This window comes from Pseudomonas sp. J452 (assembly GCF_024666525.1).
Taxonomy (GTDB): domain Bacteria; phylum Pseudomonadota; class Gammaproteobacteria; order Pseudomonadales; family Pseudomonadaceae; genus Aquipseudomonas.
Genome location: NZ_CP088294.1, coordinates 601,233 through 626,392, shown reverse-complemented (window position 1 = coordinate 626,392; position 25,160 = coordinate 601,233). Strand labels below are relative to the sequence as shown.

The 25,160-nt window shown below is 55.8% G+C and carries 14 protein-coding genes and 1 tRNA gene; 8 read left to right on the top strand and 7 right to left on the bottom strand.

The window, feature by feature from the left end:
• Positions 1-153 precede the first annotated feature (153 nt).
• The 4 genes from LRS11_RS02890 to LRS11_RS02880 all read left to right on the top strand — a co-directional run bounded on the left by LRS11_RS02890 (position 154) and on the right by LRS11_RS02880 (position 5,195).
• Positions 154-3,900: a hypothetical protein gene (locus LRS11_RS02890; protein WP_260495425.1), complete on the top strand. Its 3,747-nt coding sequence runs from the start codon at positions 154-156 to the stop codon at positions 3,898-3,900.
• A 23-nt stretch (positions 3,901-3,923) separates the two neighbouring features.
• Complete coding sequence (locus LRS11_RS22400) at positions 3,924-4,442, top strand: GNAT family N-acetyltransferase (protein WP_409519773.1); 519 nt, start codon at positions 3,924-3,926, stop codon at positions 4,440-4,442.
• 137 nt (positions 4,443-4,579) lie between these two features.
• Entirely contained in the window at positions 4,580-4,783 is a 204-nt protein-coding gene (locus LRS11_RS02885; protein WP_089361190.1) for a hypothetical protein, read from the top strand.
• A gap of 205 nt (positions 4,784-4,988) precedes the next feature.
• Positions 4,989-5,195: a carbon storage regulator gene (locus LRS11_RS02880; RefSeq protein ID WP_176443234.1), complete on the top strand. Its 207-nt coding sequence runs from the start codon at positions 4,989-4,991 to the stop codon at positions 5,193-5,195.
• A gap of 82 nt (positions 5,196-5,277) precedes the next feature.
• Here LRS11_RS02880 and LRS11_RS02875 read toward each other — a convergent pair whose 3' ends face one another.
• Entirely contained in the window at positions 5,278-5,868 is a 591-nt protein-coding gene (locus tag LRS11_RS02875) for a hypothetical protein (RefSeq protein WP_260495424.1), read from the bottom strand.
• Positions 5,869-6,268: 400 nt separating this feature from the next.
• Between LRS11_RS02875 and LRS11_RS02870 the strand changes: the two genes are divergently transcribed.
• The 3 genes from LRS11_RS02870 to LRS11_RS02860 all read left to right on the top strand — a co-directional run bounded on the left by LRS11_RS02870 (position 6,269) and on the right by LRS11_RS02860 (position 12,380).
• Positions 6,269-7,324, top strand: coding sequence for a hypothetical protein (locus LRS11_RS02870; protein WP_260495423.1), 1,056 nt, complete (start codon positions 6,269-6,271; stop codon positions 7,322-7,324).
• Between the two features lie 115 nt (positions 7,325-7,439).
• Positions 7,440-10,595 (top strand): tetratricopeptide repeat protein, encoded by a 3,156-nt coding sequence (locus tag LRS11_RS02865; RefSeq protein WP_260495422.1) that lies wholly within the window; start codon positions 7,440-7,442, stop codon positions 10,593-10,595.
• A 6-nt stretch (positions 10,596-10,601) separates the two neighbouring features.
• Positions 10,602-12,380, top strand: a complete 1,779-nt coding sequence (locus tag LRS11_RS02860) for a hypothetical protein (RefSeq protein ID WP_260495421.1) — start codon at positions 10,602-10,604, stop codon at positions 12,378-12,380.
• A gap of 112 nt (positions 12,381-12,492) precedes the next feature.
• On the opposite strand, the gene LRS11_RS02855 is transcribed toward LRS11_RS02860, so the two are convergent.
• The 6 genes from LRS11_RS02855 to rpsU all read right to left on the bottom strand — a co-directional run bounded on the left by LRS11_RS02855 (position 12,493) and on the right by rpsU (position 23,932).
• Complete coding sequence (locus LRS11_RS02855; RefSeq protein WP_260495420.1) at positions 12,493-15,477, bottom strand: TrlF family AAA-like ATPase; 2,985 nt, start codon at positions 15,475-15,477, stop codon at positions 12,493-12,495.
• Positions 15,478-15,737: 260 nt separating this feature from the next.
• Positions 15,738-15,814, bottom strand: a tRNA-Ile gene (locus tag LRS11_RS02850).
• Positions 15,815-15,830: 16 nt separating this feature from the next.
• Complete coding sequence (locus LRS11_RS02845; RefSeq protein WP_260495419.1) at positions 15,831-19,562, bottom strand: EAL domain-containing protein; 3,732 nt, start codon at positions 19,560-19,562, stop codon at positions 15,831-15,833.
• Positions 19,563-19,658: 96 nt separating this feature from the next.
• The gene (rpoD, locus tag LRS11_RS02840) at positions 19,659-21,503 is read right to left on the bottom strand and encodes an RNA polymerase sigma factor RpoD (RefSeq protein ID WP_260495418.1); all 1,845 of its coding nucleotides are present in this window, start codon (positions 21,501-21,503) and stop codon (positions 19,659-19,661) included.
• 67 nt (positions 21,504-21,570) lie between these two features.
• Complete coding sequence (dnaG, locus tag LRS11_RS02835; RefSeq protein WP_260495417.1) at positions 21,571-23,565, bottom strand: DNA primase; 1,995 nt, start codon at positions 23,563-23,565, stop codon at positions 21,571-21,573.
• 151 nt (positions 23,566-23,716) lie between these two features.
• Complete coding sequence (gene rpsU, locus LRS11_RS02830; protein ID WP_021702507.1) at positions 23,717-23,932, bottom strand: 30S ribosomal protein S21; 216 nt, start codon at positions 23,930-23,932, stop codon at positions 23,717-23,719.
• Positions 23,933-24,134: 202 nt separating this feature from the next.
• Between rpsU and tsaD the strand changes: the two genes are divergently transcribed.
• Positions 24,135-25,160, top strand: a complete 1,026-nt coding sequence (gene tsaD, locus LRS11_RS02825) for a tRNA (adenosine(37)-N6)-threonylcarbamoyltransferase complex transferase subunit TsaD (protein ID WP_260495416.1) — start codon at positions 24,135-24,137, stop codon at positions 25,158-25,160.

Genomic DNA, 25,160 nt, shown 5'->3' with positions numbered 1-25,160 from the left:
GGGTGGCATCGAGCTGCCACAAGTAGCTTGCCATCCGTGGGAACAGCCGGTTTCATGCGTGAATGCAGGTACTTAGCGAAAAGTAAGCATCGGCCACAGCAACAGCCAAAACATCATCCTTACCGAAAGACTTCAGCGATCAGGGTTTCAGCTATGACTCAGTATAGTCTTATTGAAGATTTGGAAAAAAAATTAAGCCTATACCGGGAGCTACATAAAAATGAAAGTTTCAAGCAATGTTATACGCATCGTGAAATTGCAGCGCTGATAAGTCGCGCGAAAGTATATCCAGCTGAGCTCAGTAGAGAGATGGTCAGATGTATTTTGGAGGATGGAGAGCCTTGGCCTGTAGGCGATGGAGGATTGCTCTCTGTTCGTGCCAGGGTATCTATGCAAGAGCTGGAGAGTGCACGAGTAATTAAATTTCGAAACGATAGGCTTGAAATTATTCGTCACGTAGAGTCATCTCCAGATATGCCGGAGAAATTAAAGGGGCAGTTGGATGCGTTACGAACTCTGTATGAGATTAGATATGGAATAGGTTGCGTGGCGCCGCACTTGAGGTTGCAGAGCTCAGATGTATCAGTATCTACATTTATGCAGGCCAGTACTAGCCTGGCTCCCATTGAAGGGGGCTACAAGATTTCACTGGAGAGGCAAGACATTCCTGGTGTGGCGCTGAACTTGTGGCGAATATTGAAGGCGGAGAGTAAGCCTGGGTTGGAGGTCTTTAAAGTATGGCTTTCCAAAATAGTCATGGCTTCAGATGTGTCATATGTATTTGATATGGAATTCTCGGGGAATGATGAGCGCGATGAGTTTCTGGAGGCGGCATATAAATATGTAGAGGCTGATGATTCGCTGTTCGAAAGTTGGGATAAAATTGCTGCTGATATCGCATTAGACGTCAATCGGATTGGATCAATTGTCGAGATGGGCAGGGTGGTGGCATTCGGCTCAGATGGCAGGAACGATAGTCCGCCGCAGTACTACGAGCAGCTTGATTTAGAGCCATTGGCAGGTGTAATTGCTCGATTGCTTAAAAAGCCGCGCGAAGGATTGCTTGAGGCTTATCAATGGTGGATGGAAGCTGAAAGGCATAGTGGTCACTACGGAATGGTGCATAATATTGTATGGGCTATAGTAAGTGGTGAACGAAATTTATATAACGTGAATAGCAGTTTCCCAATTACGAGGAGGCTATTTGAACTGTCAAATAAGTCGCCGCGGTTGCTGGGTGTTCTGGTAAGTGGAATATCTGCGCCAAAGTATCTCTGTTATTTGCTTTCAAACTTAAGCACTAATCATTTAGGGCTTGTCAGAATATCAAATGAACTGCAGCGGTCAGGGCGGGGATTATCTGAACAGGTGGATTATGAGCGACTATGGTGGAATTTAGCTTGGACACAGGCATTAGAGATCTACGTAGGCTCTCATTATCGTAATGTGCATGAGGGAAATGTAGTCGATGTGCTGCAGAACATTGGTGAGCTTATAGTTTGGATCTCAGACAGGGAGCTGGGCTTTTCCTCAAAATCGACGTCTATTCGGGAAACATTAATTCCTCAGCTGAAGTTGGCTGTTGAAAGCATAAGATATTTTTCTGTAAATACTGTTGGTGAGGTTAGCCTAATCAGGCATGAGTGTCATCATATGGCAAATCTGTTTATGGCTAGCCCGCGCGGTAAGCGATATGAAGATGGAGAAATTCCTCTCGGTCAGTGGGTGCTGTTATTTTGGTGCTTAGATGTGTTGGATTCTAAGCAGTCGTCAATAGGCGGCGAGGGTAGCAAGGCAGAGATAGAAAGGGTTGTCGAATATTTAATCGAATGCTATTTAGATGTTTTACGATATAGGGTGAGCTTTAGGTGCAATTCGAGCGACGACCCAGAGGCATTCGAAGAGTTGGGCTGGGAGTTTCTTGTTAAGCACGCGAAAGCCTCTTCAAGGCGCAAGCTTATATTCGCATTTGATGATTTTGAAATAAAGGAAATTCCTAAAGATTCGAATCTTCGCAGTGGTTTCCTGTCTGCTGTGCGTACCCATATTAGGCTTCTCTTGAGTTTGTATGCCAGTGAGTTGCATTCAAAGGTCAAAGTTGACTTGGTTGAAGCGATATTATCACTTACTGCTTCGTATGGATTTGGCGCTGATCGACTCTCAGGTGTATTTGAGAATCTTGTTGATGAGTCCTCGTATAGCAGGATTCGGCTTTGGAAGGACTTGTGTGAGAAGGCAAATATTTTTGGAGATGATGAGTTTAAGCGGCTTGTAAATATTTCAAAAAATGAAGCGCCGCTGAGTTGCTTGCTCAAAATGTACGTTGGAACCAACTCGTTATCGAGGAAGTCTCAAATTCAAGAAGTGATCGATGCTAGGGATCTGTCTGAGGAGAAAATATATTCTGCTCCAGAAATTTCAAAGATGATTGCTATGGCTGCCAATATTGGTCTTTCAGGATTGGTGGCTAGGCTATTGAAGCTTGGAAGAGAGAATGCACATAAGTCATTCCAGAAAGAATTCGATTCCTTAGAAACGCAGATTGAGCTAAAGGATATTTTTGAGTCCAGTTATAACTCAGTGGAGGAGCGAGTTGAAGCATTGAAGGCGTATCAAGTTAAAGGGGATGATGCAACGTATGCCAATGAAATGGGGCGATTCAAAAGATACTTGTTGGCACTGGCTTATCTTCAGGTGGATGCTAATAAGGCATTAGCATTTTTTGAGTTATTGCTGAAAGAGAAGAAGCAGATCCAATATGCTACCGGAGTAATAAAGGCGCATATGGCTTTGTCTGATGCGTCAAGCGAGCAGGTCAGCCCGTCACATTATAGGCGTTTGTATGCTAGTTGGCTGGAGGTTTACCAAGATCTTGGGCACGTGGAACTTGGGATGCCTGATGTGTATGAGGTGCTTTCTCTCCTAAAGCGTGCTAATGATCCGGATACGTTTGAGCAGTTCTGGAAAGGGGCATCTTCACACCAGCGTAACTCCTTTGAGTTGGCTCCGCTTTGGTGCGAGCACCTACGAGCAACTGGTCGTATAGAGGATGCATTGGCACACTTGGCCGCAGTTAAAGAGCATCATGGGGAGTGTCCTGCCTCGGAGTCTAAGAGACTCGAAGAACTAGAGGATGCACTGAATAATGAGAACTTCATTAAGATAAGTGGATCTCCGTATACTCTCGAGTTGTTCGCAAGATCTTCACACGATCAAGCGGGTATTGTTTGGAGGCAAATAGGGTCAATGGATGCTCGGCAGCAATGTCGTGTAATAGCTGGAAATGATTGCACTGTTGAGAAATTTATCTCCAAAAATACAGAATTGGCGGTGCGCGAGCTATTGAGTCGCAAGAGTAATTTGCAGCGTAAAAAAGTAGGTGGTGGAAAAACTATCCCGCTTGATGATGAGGACATGATCAACGATTGGCTTGTTTCAATTCTTAGGCATCGCTTGAATTATTTAAAGTGGACTGTTGCTGATCAGTCCAGGGCGGGTAAGTCCGCCTCAGGGAAAGGTGTAGGGGAAGGGGATGGTTGGATTTTTGACGGTGATTCAAATCGTGTTTCGCTTCTTGAGGCCTTTCGAGTTCAGGGGCTCAATACAACAGTTATTAATGAGCACCTAAATAAAGTAGCGGGATACAATTCGGTTGGTGCGAGCCCGATAATTGTTGTGGTTTATGTGGCTAGTCCGGATTTTAATAAGCTATGTATGGACTATCAGTTGCATATTAATAGTATCGACTATGAAGGGTTTGATACAAGGTGCAAAGGTCATGCAGCGAATGACTTGATTCGTGAATCGCATTTGAGTTGCTATCACGAAGTAAGAAGTATTCAGGGGTGTGGCATTCACTTCTATCACTATCTCGTTGATTTATATCTGTCAGACGATTAATTTTGGCGAGTAGGAAAGAAAGTATGTGGGCTATTTTTAGTTTATTTAGGCGCAGGAAGACGGAGTTGCAATTGTGCGAGGCTTCGGATGTGGATTTATCGACTGTGCGAGCACTGCTTATGACGGAGGCGCGTAACGGTCACTTTACAGGCCTGGACACTCCCACGGCGGTCGACTCATACATGCAGCAGTTACGCCTATCGGTCGACTCTTATAGAGCAAGGCAGCAAGTGGGTGTGATTTTGCAGATGCTCGTTGTTGGTCGTGAATCTGTGGGGTTTGTTATTTTACGAGCATGTCCAGAACCTGCGGAAATGGAGCTTCATATGCTGATAATAGCTCCTGAATATCGGAGACGGGGCTATGCGAGTCAAGTAGTTCAATGGTTTGTGAATGATCTAAGAGGAAATAATCGTCGATTAATGGTTCGGTGCCTCCCTGCCTCCGAGGCCATGATTGCTCTTTTAGGAACGATGGATTTTACCCGGAAGCCAAGTACAGGCGTGTTCGTTCGTCACTTTCTCTCTCCACTCCTCAGCTAGGGTCGCCAATCAGCACCGCACGTCTTGGATTGCCTTCACCGTAGGAAGCAGCCAAGTTGTGAATCGCCACTTGGTCCCTAAGCTGGGCGGCCGGAAGGTGTGGCAATCTCAGATCATCCGAATCTTCAGGGCAGAGCATGACGAAAGACGAACTGCGCGCTGAGCTTGAGCGCCAGAAGCAACGGTTTGAGGCGGTTTACGGCGGGGAAGTCGTGACCTATGCGGCGCAGCCTGAGCCCGACCGCAAGCCCTGGAGGAAGCGCCCTAGCTTGTTGGATGAGGCGTTTCAGGAGGAGGTCAAGAAAGAAGAGCGCCGGCAAGCGTCATTGCATCAAGACTGATCTTGCCATTCCAGCAAGGAGAGGCAGTGGGCGACTACTTCAGCGACCGAGAACATGGGCCTGCTGCCCGTTCCGAACAAGTCATTTTACCTGTCGGTATCCGATGCATGAAACACAAGCATGAGAAGTGCAATCCATAGGCCCGATGGCGCTTTTCTCGCAACGCGCTAACCTCCTTGAACCATTATCCAAGGAGGGCAACACAATGGGTTATCTCGTGCTCGCGCGTCATCAAGGAGAACGGCTTTGCTTAAGCATTAAGGAGGGTGCCGACGAGGCGGCGCTGTTGGATGATCTAAGGTCCGGCGGCATTTACATTGATGTCGTAGAGCTCAGCGACCGAACCGCTCGTATCGGCATCGACGCGCCGCGGGAGCTTTTAATCTTGCGTGAAGAATTATTGCCAGCCTAGCTTTTGTTCTCAAATCAATGATTAAACCCAGGCAGCTGTTTTGCGTAGGCGTCTACACGGCCAGACTTAAGGCTGTTTGCCGTTAGAAGCGAATGCCCACAACTTCACCGTTGGCGTTCAGCGCTGGTTGCCTATAGGTATCCACCAGTTTTCCCTTGGAGAAGACGAAGCGTGGAGGCCAAAACGAGTTCTTGCTCACGAGCGACAAGAGTTGCTCGATTGTGGTCACTTGGTTGGAGCGCTTCAGTCGGAAGAAGTACATGCTGCCCCAGTCATCGCTGAAGTACTCTTGGAGATCACTCGGATCTAGCGTCTCCGAAATAGGTCTTTCATCAGGATCTTCTTCGTCAAGCTGACTGGCATAGTTTTCAAACAGTCGATCTTGCAGAAGGTTGAAAGCATAAGGCTCCCACTTGAGAGGCGAGTCTTCATCCTCTGTGTCAAGCACTTCTGATGGGTCGAAAGCCAGCAGAAATCCTCGGTGGTATGCATCCTCAATCGGCTTGCACTTCTCCGCAGCTTCTGCGACCTGATGCCAGTTATCAAATCCAGCGGCCTTGGCTGTGATCTCAAGAGCTTCGTGATGCGGGATATCTTTTTCTCGCTTCATGCGGCGAGCACGTTGCTTAAGGCGAGAGATGGCTTCTTGCGGGATCAAGTAAATGCGTTGCATGTAAAGGCTCCTCTGTTCGCGGAGTGCCGGTGCCCACTGCCGAGATCCGCACAGGGAATCCCAAACGCATTAAGTAAGAAGAGAATCGTCCCATTCGGGTTTGCCTAGGTGGGCAGCAGGCTCCGATCCAGCCTGCATCAATCATACGAGCTTGCTCTCTGCTCATTCAAGTCTCGTCTCGTCACTCGGCTATGGAGTTCGGATGTGGGAGTGTTTTGGCAGTGATTGAAAATGGGGGTAGTTGCTTTTTGCTGTATGTGCGTACAGTATTTGTTGGCGGCACCTGTTGGCCATACAGCATGCGGTGGCCTCCCTCGAGGTATGGCTTGGTACCCGCCTCTCCAGCTGCAGTACCTTCAATCACCGCCACTTTTCGAAATTCAGAATTTAAGTAGGGTATATGGAAAAAAGAACTCTGTTTATTAAGCCAAGTAGAAGTTTAGGTGGCGAGGAGAGGCTAGATCCAGTTGTGGTGGCGCGAAATCACGCAAGAGGAATTGAAACTTCATTGTCTTTGGATACCAATATTCTTATAAGCATGGAGAAGGTAGTAAAAAATGGAAATAAATGGTCGTCTGTAAAAGCTCAAGGCTTGCATAATTTGATTAGTTTGTTGCAGAGATGCCCGCCCAAGAGTATTTGTATTTCTCCCGGGTTAGCGCTAAAGGAAATGCCGCCTGAGGCGGCTAATAGGTCGAGAGAGTACTACGAGTCCTTTTTGTCTGCACATCTGCCTGGGTTTGTTGATACCCCGAATAGCACGCGAACCATTTTCAAGGCAGCTAGTGATGGTTATGGTTTTGAGGATCTTTCTCCCGAATCGCAAGCAGTTATGGCGGTGCCGTTCACGTGTATTGCATATTTGAATCTGGTTGATAAAAAGAACCATGGTAAACCTATTGATAAATTCAAGGCGTATCTAGATTGCTTGGAGAGCAAGGTTGATATTTTAAGTGCGGCGGAGATTGAAATTGCAAAGTACTGTTTTGCTGAGCCTCCCGCTGATTGTAGGGAAGTTATTGATATTAGAAGGAGAATTAGGGGTAATTTTTTGAAAACGCGTGATAATAAATCTCCTCGTAGTCCTTCTGAGGTGTTGGCAATCGCCTTTAATGGGGCAAGTGATTTATTGCTTCTTCAAGCGGCAAACTCTATGGATGAGCACGGTCTTGATGGTGTAAAACAAGACTCATGGATTGCAACTAAAGATGAAAAGTTGGTTGATTTTAGCAATATATTTCATCATGTGAATCTCGATGGTGAAGCTGGAAAATATGCTGTGGGTTCTGTGATTTTTGAGCACTCAAAGGATGGCTACTGGCAGCAGGCGGAAATGGATTTTGGGATAAGAAGTATGCGGCGGGCGCACTATCATCAATCTCGCGAGATAGATATGGACGTTTTTGTTGCGGCGGCTCACGCTGTTATCGAGGAAGTTAGGCTTCAGTTTGAATGATATGACTCTGGACGGTTAGGGGCTGGCAATGGCTATGGAGCAAGATTCAAGATTATCGCCTTCGCACTTTATGCGGCAGCTGCGTCCGGAGTTTTACTCCGATAGTGCTGATCGAGTGTCCTACCTGTTGGACGCCAAAATGCTTGAGTACTGTCTGGAAAGCATCACCTCGCGCAATGAGATGCATGACTTCGAGATATTTTGTCGAAAACTGTGCGAACGGATGATCTGTCCCAACCTCAAGCCATCCACGGGGCCTGAAGGAGGAGGTGATAGCAAGGCGGATGCAGAGACCTATCCTGTTGCCGAGGAGCTCGCCGAGCATACTTACATTGGCAATATTGCGGCCGGCCAGGAACGCTGGGCCTTCGCGTTCAGCGCGAAAAAGAAATGGGCGGAAAAGGTACGCAGTGATGTCGCTGGAATTGTTGCAACTCAGCGCGGATACAAGAAAATTATCTGCGTTACGGCACAATTTGCACCCGCCAAAAAACGCGCGCAATTGGAGGATGAGCTCTCAAAACTGTACGGAGTCATCGTTACGATCCTGGACCGCAGTTGGATCGTTGATAAGGTCATTGATCATGACCATAGAGACTTGGCCTACCACTACCTGCATGTCGGGCAAGAGGTGGCCGACAGTCGCCGTCTGGGGCCGTCCGACTACTCGCGTAACCAACAATTAGAAGAGCTTGAGCAGTCGCTCGCACGTCCCGGTGAGTTCAAGGGAATGGAAATGCAACGAGCGACGGAAGCGCTTGTAGCTGCCAAGCTGTCCCGTAACCTGGAGCGTCCTCGGACAGAAACAGATGGTCGGTTTGAAAGAGCCATCCGCTTGGCTGCACGCTACGGCAATCACCGTCAGAAGCTTGAGGCCCACTACGAAAAACTCTGGACGGCCTTTTGGTGGTTCGATGATATAGCTTTGATGAATGAGGGGTACGAGGCATTCGAGCAGTTGGTTCTGGATACCGGCCATGCCAAGAACCTTGAGCTGCTTTGCAATTTGGCCCAGTTGCTTTTCAACTCAGTAATTCATCAGCACCTGACAGCTGAGGAGGCTCAGCTCGATGAGCGTGTTCGTCGTCTACGCGAAAAATTGACCTTGATGGCGGCCGAGCTAGAGCGGCCGAATCACGCTTTGGAAGCAAGGACATCAATGCTTGTCCTTGACGTTAATCGAGCCGCATTGGCTGATGACCAGCAACTACTAGTTGAGCTCTGGCCGCAGTTCTCAGAAGTGCTTCGGCAGGCGCGAGGTCTAGGCGAGTTTTCCGCGGAGCGGTTAACAAACTTGATCGAGGTTTTCGGCAACGCCGCAGCCAATGACCCTGGCTACGCTGCGCTGGTTGATGAAATGGCTGCGTTCGTGACCGAGCGTACGGGCGAGGCGCAGGGAGCTCTGGTACTTCTGAAGCGGGCAAGGCAGCTCGACTTCAAGGACAACTTCGAGATGATTCGGCTGCTAGGCAAGGCAGTCCGACAATTGACTAAGAAGGAGTACTCCGAAGCTCTGATTGAAGCATCACAGCTTCTCGCCTTGGCATATCGTAGTGCGGGGCTTCTATGGGCAGCACGCGCCAGTTGCATTTTTGCGATTGCATCGATGTTTATTGCTGCTGACGAAGACCATGACCTTCCCGCATCGATTGTTCCGACATTAATGATCCTAGTCTGGATTACTGTCGAGCTCCGTCATCTACCCGACCTGCTGGAGGCGGTCCGGCTGGTACATGGCTGTGCGAACGGGCTACCGCTCGATGATCAATCCCAGGAGCGAGTCAGGAAACGCCTGGGAGAGTTGGATCTGATCCTCACCTGCCAACTTGTGAACTTAAATGAGAATAATCTCCGGCGAGTCACTCAACTACCTGAGGTGCTGGAACGGTTGGGTTTGATGCATAGCCGAAATGCTCTGCTCTATGTTCTTGGCCACGAGGCGAAGCTGCGAGAGGAAGGGACCATCCCTGAGCAGGAGACGTTCGAGCAGGTTGCTGAGCTTTTCTCCCAGATTGCCAGTCAGCCAGCTGGCAGCAATACCGATTACCCCGTGATTTTCAATGAGGGAACATCGCAATATCTCGTCTCACGGGTGCAGGGCATGCTGGTTTCGATTCAACATCCATGCACTGAGACATCAATTCCCTTGGCAGAGGCCATCTTAGGCACTATTGAGGCTCTTTTTGCCACTGCTCTCCAACTCAGAGTCGCTGCTCACACCGAGTGTTTCAGAATTACCGTTCAGGAGACCGGCCAGAATGCGGCACCTGGATTCAGTGTGAATGAAGAGGACATGACTGCTACGGTGACGTGGCCTAGCGGGCTGGCGGCGAGCTCGCACGCTCGAACACAAGAAGTTCAGCAGACGCTGATCCATCTGGCGGCCACCATCTTTGCCGCGACCTGCCATGTTCCTGACCTAGAGACCACCCTTGATCAGCTGTTCGAGAGCGAAGCAGTGCTGGATCGGATTGCCATGATCGTGACGGTCGGCAACAGCCGACAGCGTCTATTCAATCACTCCTTTTCCACGATCACTGCGTGGTCTGACATGGCGAATACAGAGTTTGCTCTTGAGCCCACACGGCCTGTGATTAAACGTGTCCCCCTAACGGTGCGTAGCGATGAAACCGCCGAGGTCGATGAGGAAACCCTGATTTCGCCCGACTCGTTGAGCGATCACCGCCAACTCGGGGTACGGTCGGTCATTGATGTCCATCTTTGGGATCAGGCTGGCTGGCGAGGAGTCTTCGTCGCTGATTTTGCTCGCAATGCCCCGCCGGCGTTGGCGCTGATGTTCACCGATGCGGGGGCGGCCACCAAAATCTTTGCCCGCTGGCGTGAGCGCATAGGAAGTGCCGATCTAAATGAAGAAATCTACCTGGCGGTAATACAGGGGATATCCCGTGAGCACCCGGCACATTACCGGCTCCTAATTACCTCGAGCCCACCTGAGACAGAGGAGCCGTCGAACCGGAAGGCACACACAATAGTTTCGCGAATGCAGACTATGGAAGCTGCCAGCGATGCCAATTTGTCGCGTTTCTTGGGCGCTTTTAAAAGGGTGGGTGCCTATCTTCTTCTACCGGCGATTCTTAAAGATGGGCAGCCAGAGCTTCTCTTTGAGATGGCGATCATGAAGAGAAAACTGGTAGTCAGATCCGCTACGGACGTCGGGAAGAATGATCTGGAGGTCATGGCGCTTGGGGCTCAACTGTACCGTGAGCGATTTGGTGAACCGGGGGCGGGTGATAATGAAGGGGCTAGTTGATACGCAATGACTATTAATTATTTAGAGGCCTTTCCACTTCCTTTGGATTGTCTGCCAGAACGGTTGAAACAGCTCTTGGCACCAGCAGGTATGTCACCGAGGCAGATGGTGGAGGTAGCGTCACTCTACGAGAGTGATCCGGATGGGATGGAGGCCGAGCATCTTCATTTACTGATGGCCGTGGTTCCTGTCGGTCAGGATGTCCCGCTTGAGGTCCTGGACGAAGGTGCTAGTGGCGTCGTTGAGTACTCTGTTCCCGCAGGCGAGGTGTTTGGCTGTTCTGCGAGTTTTACGCCCTCCATCTCAGGGTACGATTACATTGTGGCGTCATGGGGTGATGGCTCCTTCTACACCTTCAACCTCGCGGAGAAGGTTTGGATGGCACTCGGATTGACCCCTCGCTGCGTTGGTAACGAGCATCAGAGTCTTGTCTTTGATGACTTAGGGCTTCCAGAATTTGGTGTGGCCGAGGGAGAGGTGTCCAGTGAATATCACTGGAACTTGAAGAGGCCCGTAAGTTGGCGCATGTCGAATGAGTACCTCCGTCGCTATCTTTGGCTACGCGGTGCCCGGGGTGTGCGAGTTTTTTACTACTCAGCCCAGCTACCGGATGTCCCCGAGGTGCGAGCGGTTATGGGAGGAAAGTCTCATGTAGGCTGCAAGCCTACCGAAGGTGTCGCCTGGTACGAGTTAGACATCCGCGAGCATAAGGGAGGTCTCCTACTACAGCTTTGGGCCTCAGTTGAGGCGGTAACGCCAGAGCTCTGTCCAGAGCAAACTGCTGAGGGCATCCTATGGCCAGGTCATGCCCAGCCTATGACTCACGCACGAGCAAACGCATTGGTGGGGAATGATCCGGTCTATCTCGATGATCGGTTCCTAAAGAGATATGAGGAGAGTGCTTTTTATGACTCGGTGCCTGCTTATGTTTGGGGGCAGTGGCATTGCAGTCCTTCATACAGAGGGCAGTGGAGTTTCACAGCTTGTCGGCGGGTTGGGAGAAACCTGCTCCAAGTGCCGATGCGTGAGCTTTACAAAGCGAAGCCTGATCGCGAGATAGTGCATGCCCGATCATTTGCGGTTGATCCGGCCGACTTAGCGCATGTGGACCTGAATGAAGAGCATGTTGTTGCGAAGGTGCAGCGGCTGCTCGATGTGCTTTTACAGTTGGGCGACGGCCTTTCTGCACTAGGTAGAGCCGTGGGTCTGAACAAGTCGGCAGAAGAGCTGACAGGTTTCCAGCGTACAGAGGTGGCGGCAAATGGTTGGTTGGCCTATCCAGCGCTCAGTCGCCTTGCCCAAGTGGCACCATTGGACATGACACAACAGATGTTCCTCGCTCGCTGCAAGAGTTTGCATGAGGTCTGGCAGCGCGTTCCAAACGGCTATCTCAAGTCATTGTTAGAGCATGCTGGGTGTCCGAGAGCGGCGGTCAAAGACCTCGGAAGTCTCAAGCTTTTGCAGGCACTTTTGAATGTCATCGAAAGACTGAACGTTCATGAGGAGGCGAGCGATACCTTCGCTTCAGGTAGCGAGCCCGAGGGCTGGAATGATCGCAATGAAGCCATGGCCCCCTTGTTCTTGAATAACGATCTCAGAATCGCTGATGCTCACGAGGCTATGGAGCGGTGCCTGAGCACCCTGCAGCAACTTGGTTTCGATATAGCAACTGTCAATGCAGGCTATGGAAGAGCTTTAGATTTTGTTATGGACGGAGTTATTGATGCTCTGGGTAAAGTCGCTGTTGCTATCCAGGGTTTGATAAGCCGCAGTCGACCTCAGTGAATCGCCCCGGACAGCTAGATCTCAAAGAGCACACTCAGATGGTGGTGCCAACATACGTCATGCTGTGACCGGCTTGATGGGGCGGCCCCATCAAGGTCTCCGGCGATCGGGTTCAGATTGAAACCCGCAGTCGTTTGGCGCGCTCTTTGAAAGCACGCTCACCACCTTCTAGGATTTCGCAGACGTGCTGCCTAATGAGCGGGTTTTCGAGGCTACCGCTCACGTAGGTAATGAGCGGTAATTTGCCAGGTCTATGCGACCCGCACTTAGCCACGATCACTTGATCCGCGTCAGTGTTAACCACCAAGTTGGCGTTGTGCGTCACGATGATGATCTGACGCCGCTTTTTAGCATCACGGAAACGATGTACCAGCTCTTGGAAGATCGACTGAGGGTCCAGGTTTTCCTCGGGCTGGTCGATGATCAGCGGCCGGTCGTCTTCCGCATCAATGGCCAGGTACAGCAATAGCAACACGATGCCGCGTGTGCCGGGCGACAACTGTTCGATATCGACGCCGTCATACTGCAGGCCATATCCGACATTGATGTGATTGGTGCTGTAAAGCCAGTCGGAGATATCGCGCGCCCAGGCGCGGAAGTCAGCATTCTCAGGCATGTGAGCCCTGAGCGCCGACTCATTGGCTTTAACGAAGTCTAGTAAGGCTGCGGCAGCTTGGGTGGCGTCACCGGTCGACCAAGCCGATAGAAGTCCGGCGCGCGCGGATCGCAACAATTCGCCGCGTCCTTTGAAGGGGCCGTTGGTGCGTAAGTCCAGTAGGCTTTCACCTTTGGCTGCCCATCCAGGTAGATCGACGACTCGACGTACCGAGAACGAGAGCTTTGATAGAGAGCCGGCAGCCCCTTCAATGCGAGACTTGATGGGCCCATAGAGATCTACTAGCTCATTTTCTTCCTCGACGATGGCCTCGAAGATGGCTGCATATGCCGTGCGACGTGCGTCGACCAGTACTCGTATGCGCTCGTCGGCACCTTGGGCGCGCTCAATCTGCTGGAGCACTTTGTTAAGTGCAGCCTCTGCCCTGGTGATCTTGTCAGACAAGGTGGTGAAGCGCTTGGCGTTCTGCGCATCGACGCCAACCAGTGCGCGTATGCGAGCCAGCTCTCGTTCCAGCAAGGAGAGAGACTGATCGGCAAGGCTCGAGTCCGAGGAAATAAGTGCGACTGCTGGATCAGGGTTCGCCTGAACCTCCGGATCGGTATTCGCGGGACCCTGCAGCTCAGCAATCAAAAGGCTCGCCTGTTTGATGTGTTCGGTCAGAAGCGAGTCGACTGGGCCTACATAGTCGAGTTTGAAGGCATCCCAGTCAGCGGCGCTTAAACCGGCATTCTCGCGATCGCTCTTAAGGTCGGCGAGGATTGCCGGCGCTTGCCTGGACCGGAAATCACGCACGTCGTTTTGCAGGTGGAGCAGGGTTTGATGCTTACGTGTAGCTTGATCCACTTGCTGCCGTTTCGCATCGACCGCAAGGGAGATTTGTTCATGACGTCTGGCCCGTTCTTCATTGCCCTTGGGGATCAGGGCGTCACGATCAGTTTTGTCCTTATCAATAGCGCGTTTCTTCTCGTCGCGATCCTTCTCTAGTGTCTTGAGGCCGTCCTTCCTAACGCGCTCATCGGTGAGGTCGGCGGATGCCCTAGTCAGCGCCTGCTGCTGGCGTTCCCGCATCTGGCGTGAGGAATCCAGCCGAATATTCAGCAGTTCCATAAATGAGTCGGCACTCTGGCGCTCGGTGAGCGGGTGCGCATTGAAAATTACTCGCTCGATCTCCGCGACCAGAGCGTCGTCTAAGCCTTCCGCCGAGCAGAGCTGGTCAACAAACTGTTGCGACAGGTACTGAACATACGGGCTGGCCAGATAGTCTTCCATGTCGGTATCGGTGAGCTGGTTTCCGGTCTTTTCTCCGGATGCCCAGTGCAACTCGGCTTCACTGTCGGTGAGGTGTTGTTTCGCCCGATGGATGAAAGATCGCTCGTTCAGATGGGGGGAAAGCGCAAGGCCGCCGGCCGCGATCAAATCTGCCAGTGCGGTCTTGCCGGACCCCCGTGCGCCAATCACGGCAACTAGGCCCGCATTCAGTGCTACGGCGCCATTCGCGATCCACGGCGCGTTTGTGACGGACACTGACTTGATTGCATGGCTATCCAGCGCACCGCGCGGAGGCTCGGCACCAACAAAAACCCGCTCTTCAGGTTCGATGCAGATCTGGCGCAGCGAATCGAATGTCAGGTCGCCCTTGATCCAGCATCGGCGGTCACCATCGGGTTGGCCTACCTTGGCGGCAGAATGTGCATCCGACCCATGCAAGCACGGTTTGCAGCCGTTGTACTGACTTTCGAGCTCTTCGACCGAGGCTGACTCTTTGCCGAGCCAGAACCGGATTTGCTTCGGATTCGCGCTGAAGACGATATGCGCCAGACCTTCGATATTCTTGCGCTGCGCTGCGAATGAGGCCGTCGCGTCGCGCAGTCCAGATGAGCCATCTTTTTCTCCGCCCGCGACAGCGATGAGGGTGTTCTTTTTGACCCATTCGTTCTTCGACAACGCCAGCTTAAGTTGATCGAAAGTTACCTTGAATTGGTTGGCACCTTCGGATCGCGCTGCATCGTCGTTTGTCAGCTGTGCCTTGTGAGTGCGACCCAGGCGGATGAGGTCGTCGCGATGGCACCGATAGGTCTCCCCCAGGTGAGGAAACTCGAACTCCAGCAGGAAGCGCTTAATACGCTCAACATGATCCGAATCATGCGGTGAGAACAGCAGATGGATATTGACTGCGGATGCCTTCGCCGTCTCGATGCCCAGACGCAGTTCGACGTTGGGGAAAATCAGGCCAACGCCTGGCAGCCGGCCCTGTTTTTTTAGGTCAACGACCTGCTCGTAGCGCTCAATGCCGAAGTAGTCGGTGATGCCCAGGGCACGAATGGGCGGGCTTGAGGCTTCAATGGCACTGAGGAACTCCTCCCAGGGATCTGGCCCTGTGTATTGGTCGTTCAGAGCAGTACCGGGCGTATGGATATGCGGGTCCCAGCGATGCCACAGAGAGCCTAGATCGCTTTGGACATCAAACTCGTCAGCCATGAGATTCCCTTCGGTGCTTTGCCAAGCTAAGCAATCTATAAGAAGCCGAAGTAATCGCCTAGCGGCGTCTTCAGAGTCTCCAGGCGGGGCAGGATTGAGAGGCCATAGAGTGATGCTTAGCTCGCAGCAAAGGCGGGGTGAGGCGTTGAGGGGGCGGTGAAAGCGGGAGCAGAGATGAGATGTGGGGACTAAAGCGGGGACTAAAATGGCTGAAAACGAAAAAGCCCACCAAGGTGGTGGGCTTAAGTCGTTGTTTCATATGGTGGGCCCACACGGACTCGAACCGTGGACCAAAGGATTATGAGTCCTCTGCTCTAACCAACTGAGCTATAGGCCCCCAGAAGGACGGCGGATTATACCGGTGCCTTTTCGCTGCTGCCAATCGGCAAGGGGCCGAGGAAGTTGTTGGCGAAGGACTCGGCCGAGAGCGGGCGGCTGACCACGTAGCCCTGGATCTGTTCGCAGCCTTCGCTGGTGAGGAAGATCTCCTGGGCCTTGGTTTCCACGCCCTCGGCGATCACGGTCATCTGCAGGCTGCGGCCCAGGGCGATGATGGCGCGGGTGATGGCGGCGTCGTCCGGGTCGCCGGGCAGGCCGCGGACGAAGGATTTGTCGATCTTCAGGATGTCTAGTGGCAGGCGCTTGAGGTAGCTGAGCGAGGAGTAGCCGGTGCCGAAGTCGTCGATGGCCAGTTGCAGGCCCAGACTCTTCAGTTCGTGCAGTACGCCCAGTGCTTCCTCGGCCTGGGTCATGATGAAGCCTTCGGTGATTTCCAGTTGCAGGTAGCAGGCATCCAGGCCGAAGTCGCTGAGGGTGTTGGCGATGCGTTCGGTCAGCTGTGGCTGGCTGAGCTGGCTGCCGGACAGGTTGACCGAGAGCGGGCCGAAGGGCGCGTGTTGGCTTTGCCATTCGTGCATCTGCCGGCAGGCTTCCTGCAATACCCAGTCACCGATCTGCAGGATCAGCCCGCTTTCTTCGGCCAGCGGAATGAAGCGATCGGGCGGGATGTCGCCGAATACCGGATGACTCCAGCGGATCAGCGCCTCTGCGCCGACCAGGTTGCCGCTGCGCAGGCACATCTTCGGCTGGTAGTGCAGGCTCAGCTCGCCACGCTCGCTGGCGCGGCGCAGTTCGTGTTCGAGGGTCATGCGCTCGTTGGCCTGGAAGGTCAGGTTGCGCGTGTAGAGTTCGATGCGGTTGCGGCCCTTGGCTTTGGCGCTGTACATGGCCGCATCGGCATTCTTCACCAGGGTGGCGACATCGTTGCCGTCGATGGGGAACAGGCTGATGCCGATGCTGGCGCTGATGAAGAACTCATGGGTGTCGGCCTGGAAGGGCGCGCTGAAGCAGCTCAGCAGTTTGCTGGCGACGCGCTCGGCATGCTTTGCCTGCTGCAGGCCGGGCAGCAGGACGATGAACTCATCACCACCCAGGCGCGCCACGGTATCGATGTCGCGCAGTTGTTCGCGCAGGCGCAGGGCGATGCTTTTCAGTAGGGCGTCGCCGACCGGGTGACCGAGGCTGTCATTGATGTGTTTGAAGCGGTCCAGGTCGAGGAACAGCACGGCGCCCTGGTGATTGTCGGCGAGCGCATCGGTGAGTGCGGTCGCCAGGCGGGTTTCGAAGAGCAGGCGGTTGGGCAGACCGGTCAGGGGGTCGTGATGCGCCTGGTGGTCCAGCCGGGCCTGGGCATGCTTGAGGGTGCTGATGTCGGCGAACACGCCAACGAAGTGGGTGATGTCGTCGGCCTGGTTGCGTACGGCGCTGATGGTCAGCCACTCCGGATACAACTCGCCATTCTTGCGCTTGTTCCAGATCTCGCCCTGCCAGTGGCCTTCGGCCGCCAGTTGGTGCCACATGGCGGCATAGAAGGCGCTGTCATGCTGGCCGGAGGCGAGCAGGCGCGGGGTCTGGCCAAGGGCTTCCGCCTCGCTGTAGCCGGTAATGATGCTGAAGGCGCGGTTGACCGCGGTGATGTGCTGCTCGGTGTCGGTGATCATCACGCCTTCGGCGGTGTTCTCGAAGACGGTCGCCGCCTGGTGCAGGCGCTCCTGCATCTGCTGGCGCTCGGTGATGTCGCGGGCCATGGTCAGCATGCAGGGGGTGTCGTCGATCATCAGCGGCTGGGCGGATAGTTCGGCGAGGCGCAACTGGCCATCGCGGATGCGTATCCAGGCCAGCAAGTCCCGGGCTTGGCCGTGCGTGCGAACCTGTTCTACCAGGCGCTCCCGGTCAGCAGTCGAGCTCCAGATGGCCAGCTCCAGGGTGGTCCGGCCGATGGCCTCCTGAATGTCATAGCCGGTGATGCGCGTGAAGCCTTCGTTGGCCTCGAGGATGCGGCCATCCTCCAGGCGGGTGATCAGCATGCCGTCTGGAGTGGCATGGAACGCCTTGGCGAATTTCTCTTCGGACGCTTGCAGTTGCTGCTGGGTGCGTTTCAGTTCGGTGATATCGCGCACCGCGACCACCAGTGCCGGGCTGCCATCGAGCTGCACGGGCTGAGCCGAAAGCAGGCCGATAAAGAGCTCGCCGTTGCGCCGCCGGAAGGGCATCTCGAGGTTGTTCAGGACGTCCTCTTGCAGGCGGGTGAGCAGTTGCGTGCCAGCGCCGGGCACGCCCCAGATGTCCAGTTGGGTGGCGGTCTTGCCGATGGCTTCGCTGGCGCTGATGCCGAGTTGCTGTTCGAAGGTTTGGTTGAGTGCCAGCAATACCCCATCGCTACGCCGGGCGATGACCAGGATGTCCGGGCAGTTGTGGAAGACCGAGGCGAACTTCTGTTCCGACAGCTGTTGTGCGTGTTCGGCATGCTTGGCTTCGCTGATGTCGATCATCAGGCCGCGCAGGATCAGCTTGGCGCCTTGCTGGATGGGCGTGACGATGTCGCGAATCCACACCACCCGCCCATCGGCGGCCAGCATGCGATAGTCCAGGCTGTGGTCGTGGCCGGCCTGGCTTTCGCTGATGCAGTAGTTGAGCGCATTCTCGGCGTCATCCGGGTGCAGGGTACGTTGCCAGAAGCCCGGCTCCAGCCAGTCGTGCAGCGGGTAGCCGAGCAGGCGCTCGGCGTGTGGCGAGACATAGGTGAAGCAGTAATCCTCCATGCGCATCTCCCAGGCGATGGCATTGAGGCTTTCGACCAGGCCGCGGTAGTGCTGCTCGCTGCTGCGCAGCTGCAGTTCCAGCGCTTGTCGGCCCTGGATCTCCTGGCTCAGGCGGCGGTTCACGCGCAGCACGGCGGCGAGGATCAGCAGGACGACGAGCAGGGCCGGGAGGCCATAGAGCACGGCTTGCTGCCAACTTTGTCGGCCATCCAGCATGCCGCCAACCCAGGGCTTTTGCAGGGCTTCGACTTCCTCTGCGCTGAGTTCGGCGAACAGCTTGTCGAGGATGCCGATCAGTACCGCGTTGCTGTGCGGGGCGGCCATGGCCAGTTGATAGCGGTAGGGCGTTTCACCGCTGACATATAGGCCTTCGAGCTTGAGCTGGCGCATGCTCCAGACGCTGGAGGCGAGGTCGCCAATCAGGGCGTCGGCCTGGCCGGTGGCGACGGCTTGCAGGGCCGCGTTGACGCTGGGCAGTGGCAGCAGGTTGAGATCCGGATGGCGCGTGCGCAGCAGCTCGTGCGGGGCATAGTCCTTGACCACGGCAATCTTGAGGCCATAGAGCTGTTTCAGGGTGCGCGGCTGCGGGCCGTCATGGTGGGCGATGATGACGATGGGGAAGTCGAGGTAGGGGCGGGTGAAGGCGAGGTCCTTCTGTCTTTCGGGCGTGGACATCACGCCGGGGAGCAGGTCGAGTTCGCCACTCTTGGCGCTGGCCAGAACCTCGCTCCAGCTGCGCGGCTCCACGGGCTGCATGGCGATATGCAGGCGTTGTTCGATCAGCTCGACATAGCTGGCGCTGAGCCCCTGATAGCGGCCTTGCTCGTCGCGGAATTCGAAGGGCGGCCAGGAAGCATCAACGCCCAGGCGCACCTGCGGATGGTTGGCCAGCCAGGCCTGTTCGTCTGGGCTGAGGGTGAGCGCGTGCACCGGGGCTGCCCAGTACGCCAGACACAACAGGAGAATGGCCAGCAGACGCGACATGCAGGCGGCTTCCGCAGCAAGGTGGAATTTTCAGTGTAGCCCTGCATTCCGTGGGGGATAAAGCAAAACCCCCGGTTTTGGCCGGGGGGTTCTGATTTACTCGTCGAGGAAGGAGCGCAGGTGCTCGCTTCTCGTCGGATGGCGCAGCTTGCGCAGCGCCTTGGCTTCGATCTGGCGGATCCGCTCGCGGGTCACATCGAACTGCTTACCGACTTCCTCGAGGGTGTGGTCGGTATTCATGTCGATGCCGAAGCGCATGCGCAGGACCTTGGCTTCACGCGCGGTGAGGCCGGCCAGAACTTCGCGGGTGGCTTCCTTGAGGCTTTCCACGGTCGCCACGTCGATCGGCGATTGCATGGTGGAGTCCTCGATGAAGTCGCCCAGGTGCGAGTCTTCGTCGTCGCCGATCGGGGTTTCCATGGAGATCGGCTCTTTGGCGATCTTCAATACCTTGCGGATCTTGTCCTCGGGCATTTCCATGCGCTCACCCAGCTCTTCCGGAGTCGGCTCGCGGCCCATCTCCTGCAGCATCTGACGAGAGATGCGGTTGAGCTTGTTGATCGTCTCGATCATGTGCACCGGAATCCGGATGGTGCGCGCCTGGTCGGCGATCGAGCGGGTGATCGCCTGGCGAATCCACCAGGTGGCGTAGGTCGAGAACTTGTAGCCGCGACGGTATTCGAACTTGTCCACCGCCTTCATCAGGCCGATGTTGCCTTCCTGAATCAGGTCGAGGAACTGCAGGCCGCGGTTGGTGTACTTCTTGGCGATGGAGATAACCAGGCGCAGGTTGGCCTCGACCATCTCTTTCTTCGCCCGGCGCGCTTTCGCTTCGCCGATGGACATGCGGCGGTTGATGTCCTTGATTTCGGCGATGGTCAGGCTGGTGTCGTTCTGCAGGGCGATCAGCTTTTGCTGGCAGCGCAGAATGTCGGCCTGCAGGTTGCCGATGGCCTCGGCGTACTTGGCCTTGCCTTTGGCCAGGCCGGCAGCCCAGGTTTCGTCGATTTCGTTGCCAGGGAACAGCTTGAGGAAGTCGGCGCGCGGCATGCGGGCATCACGCACGCACAGCTGCATGATGGCGCGTTCCTGGGCACGAACCTGCTCCAGCGAGCCGCGTACGCGCTCGACCAGGGCATCGAACTGCTTGGGCACCAGCTTGATCGGCATGAACAGCTCGGCCAGGGCGAGCAATTCGGCGATCGCCTGCTTGCTGCTGCGGCCATGCTTCTTCAGCGCCTTGCGGGCTTTTTCCAGCTGCTCGGAGACGGCGGTGAAACGGCGCAGGGCTTCTTCCGGATCCGGACCGCCATCGCCTTCTTCTTCCTCGTCGTCGCCGTCGCTTTCTTCTTCGTCTTCCGCGGCTTCAGCAGCCGGGGCGGCGGTTTTCAGGTCGACCGGAACTTCTTCAGCCGGCAGGCTGCCGTCGTCGGGGTCGATGTAACCGCTGAGAATGTCGGACAGGCGGCCACCTTCGCTGGTGACGCGCTGGTAGTCGGCGAGGATGCTGTCGACGGTGCCCGGGAAGTGGGCGATAGCGCCCATGACTTCACGGATGCCTTCTTCGATGCGCTTGGCGATTTCGATTTCGCCTTCGCGGGTCAGCAGCTCCACGGTGCCCATTTCACGCATATACATGCGCACTGGGTCGGTGGTGCGGCCGATATCGGTCTCTACGGCCGCCAGGGCGGCTGCAGCTTCCTCTACCGCAGCTTCATCGGTGTCGGCCTCGGCCAACAACAGGGCATCCGCATCCGGGGCAGTCTCGAATACGTTGATCCCCATGTCGTTGATCATGCGGATGATGTCTTCCACCTGTTCCGGGTCGGAAATATCCTCCGGCAGGTGGTCGTTGACCTCCGCGTAAGTCAGGTAACCCTGCTCACGACCACGGGCGATCAATTCTTTCAAACGAGATTGTTGTTGCGCTTTTCCGGACATAACACCCTATCCATTGAAGGTCTTGGCGGGCAAAAAACAAGCCGAGGATTATAACTGATTAAGGGGCTCAGGCGCCAGTTGAGCTCTTGTCGCTTGAGGAAGAAGGGCGGCTGAAGTGCTCGCGCAGTAGAGTCTTTTCTTCCTCGGTCAGTTTACTGGGGCTTTTTTGCATGACGCTGCGCAGGAGTTGCTCGCGTCGTTTCTGCAGCTGGTTATGGGCAAGTGTAGTAATGGTGTCGAAGAACTGCTTTTCAAGATTGTCCTGGTCGATCAGCCATTCCTTTTCCGCCAGGGCCTGCAGCAGGCGGCCCTGGGTGGTGCCGTGCCAGCGCGCGATCAGCTGCAGTGAGCGCAGCTGCGGGTTTTTCTGCAGAGCGCCGAGCAGGGCGACCAGCAATTGGGCGTAGGTGTCGTCTTCGGCGGCGAAATGGCTGACATCTTCGACCTTCTGCGCCAGTGTCGGGTGGTGCAGTAGGGTGCGCAGGGCGGTCAGTGTGGGTGACTCGACGCTGACGGCCTTGCGCGGTGTGCGCGGCTGGTCGTCGCGACCGCCTTTCTTCCAGCTGCCGTCCTTTTTCCACGGCTTGCCTTCGCCTTTCTTCCAGTTCTTTTTCTGCTCGAAGCCGCCGTCGGCCGGTGGCTCGATATGGTTGGCGTAGTCGGCGATATCGCCGTAGTCCGGCTGGGCGTCGTAATAGTGTTCGGCGGCTGGCGCGTATTCGTGTTCGGCCCTGCTAGGGCTGGCGGCGGGCGCGTGTTGTGTCATCTGTGCCAGGGCTTCGGCGGTGAGGCCGGTGATTTCGCCCAGGCGCATGCGCATCAGGGCGCGCAGGTTGTTGCCGGGTATCTGCTCGATCAGCGGGGTGGTCAGGGTTGCCAGGTGGGCCTTGCCTTCCAGGGAGCGCGGGTCGGCTTCTTCGCAGAGTTGCTGGAAGAAGTAGTCGGCCAGCGGCTGGGCGTGCTGGTTGATGCGCGCACGGAAGGCGTCGGTGCCTTCGGCGCGGACCAGGCTGTCCGGGTCCTCGCCTTCCGGGAGGAACAGAAAGCGCGCGCGGCGCCCATCCTGCAGGCTTGGTAGGGTCGACTCGAGGGCGCGCCAGGCGGCTTTGCGCCCGGCGGCGTCGCCGTCGAAGCAGAACAACACGCTGGGTACGATGCGGAACAGGCGCTTGAGGTGTTCTTCGCTGGTGGCGGTGCCGAGGGTGGCCACGGCATTGCGCAGGCCTTGCTGGGCCAGGGCGATGACGTCCATATAGCCCTCAACCACCATGATCTCGTCGAGGTCGCGGTTGTTCTTGCGTGCCTCGTACAGGCCGTAGAGTTCCTGGCCCTTGTGAAATACCGGGGTTTCCGGCGAGTTCAGGTACTTGGGCTTGTCGTCGCCGAGCACCCGGCCGCCGAAGGCGATGATCCGCCCGCGGCTGTCGCGGATGGGGAACATCACGCGGTCGCGGAAGCGGTCATAGCGCTTGCCGGTTTCGGTGTTCTCGATCAGCAGGCCGGCGTCGATCATCGCCTTCAGCTGCAGGTTGTCGCCGCCCAGGTGCTTGAGTAGGTTGTCCCAGCCGGGCGGGGCGAAGCCGAGGCCGAAGTCGCGGGCGATCTCGCCGGACAGGCCGCGCCCCTTGAGGTAGTCCACCGCGGCCTTGCGTGTCGGATGGCTCTTCAGGGCCTGGCGGTAGTAGTCGCTGGCGGCGGTCAGCAGCGTATAGAGCGGTGAATCGGTCGGCTGGCGTGGCTTGTGTCCGCCGCGCCCGCCTTCCTCGCGCGGGATGTCCATGCCGGCGCGCTTGGCCAGTTCCTCGATGGCCTGGGGGAAGTCCAGGTTGTCGTGGTCCATGATGAAGCCGAGCGCGTTGCCGCCAGCGCCGCAGCCGAAGCAGTAGTAGAACTGCTTGTCCGGGCTGACGCTGAAAGACGGGGTCTTTTCCTTGTGGAACGGGCAGCAGGCGCTGTAGTTCTTGCCGGTCTTCTTTATTTGGATGCGCGAGCTCACCACCTCGACTATGTCGGTGCGGTTGAGCAGGTCATCGATAAAGGGTTGTGGGATCAGGCCGGCCATGGGGTCGTCAGTGTGCTGGTGCCAGAGGCGGGAGCATAAACGAAAAACTCCGGTCATCGCCGAGTGGCGAAGCGGAGTCAGGTGGAGCCTGAAAATGCAAAGCCCGGCGTGAGCCGGGCCATGCGGAAACCTTTGCGGCGTGACTGATAACTCAGTACAGGCGCTCGCGGCGGCGCTGTTCGCGCTGCACTTTCTTCGCGTGACGCTTAACAGCGGCTGCTGCCTTGCGCTTGCGCTCGGTGGTTGGCTTCTCATAGAACTCGCGGCTGCGCACTTCGGCCAATACACCGGCCTTTTCGCAGGAGCGCTTGAAGCGACGCAGAGCTACGTCGAAGGGTTCGTTCTCTTTAACTTTGACGGCTGGCATCCAGGTCGTACCTTCACTGTTTTACCGAATGGACGACGCGATCCGGCTAGGGCACGGGAATACGTCGGTTTTCAAGGGCTGCGGATATTAACGCCAAGCGCCACAGAATGCAAAGCCTCTGATCGAAAAGCGCTGGCCGGGCTGTAGGACGGCGATTATTATGCGCGCCTTCGAATTCCCTCTGTATTAAAGGCGCGAACCCATGCTGGTGCTGGGCTTGGAAACCTCCTGCGATGAAACCGGTGTCGCTCTGTATGACAGCGAGCGCGGCCTGCTGGCCGATGCCCTGTTCAGCCAGATCGAGCAGCATCGGGTGTTCGGCGGTGTCGTGCCGGAGCTGGCTTCGCGCGATCACGTCAAGCGCATGCTGCCGCTGATCCGTGAAGTGCTGGCAGAGGCCGGCGTAGAGCGCACGCAGATCGAGGCCATCGCCTACACCGCGGGTCCTGGCCTGGTTGGCGCCTTGCTGGTTGGTGCTTCCTGCGCCCAGGCCTTGGCCTTTGCCTGGGGCATTCCGGCGGTGGGTGTGCACCATATGGAAGGCCATCTGCTGGCGCCGATGCTGGAAGAACAGCCGCCGGCCTTCCCGTTCGTCGCTTTATTGGTGTCCGGTGGCCATACCCAGCTGGTGCGGGTCGATGGCATTGGCCGCTATCAGCTGCTCGGCGAGTCGCTGGATGATGCCGCTGGCGAGGCGTTCGACAAGACGGCCAAGTTGATGGGCCTGCAGTACCCGGGCGGCCCGGAGATTGCGCGCCTGGCCGAAGTCGGGACGCCGGGGCGCTTCACCTTCCCGCGACCGATGACCGATCGCCCCGGGCTGGATTTCAGCTTCAGCGGGCTGAAGACCTTCACCCTCAATACCTGGCTGCAATGCCGCGAGGCGGGCGACCAGAGCGAGCAGACCCGTGCGGACGTGGCCTTGGCCTTCCAGCAGGCGGTGGTCGACACCCTGACCATCAAGTGCCGGCGCGCACTCAAGCAGACCGGTCTGAATAACCTGGTGATCGCCGGCGGCGTGAGCGCCAACCAGGCGCTGCGCCAGTCCCTGGAGAAGATGCTCGGTGAGCTCAAGGGTCAGGTGTTCTATGCGCGGCCGCGCTTCTGCACCGACAACGGCGCGATGATCGCCTACGCCGGCTGCCAGCGCCTGCTGGCCGGCCAGCAGGATGGCCCGGCCATCGGTGTGCAGGCGCGCTGGCCGATGGAGCAGTTGCCGGCCATCTGA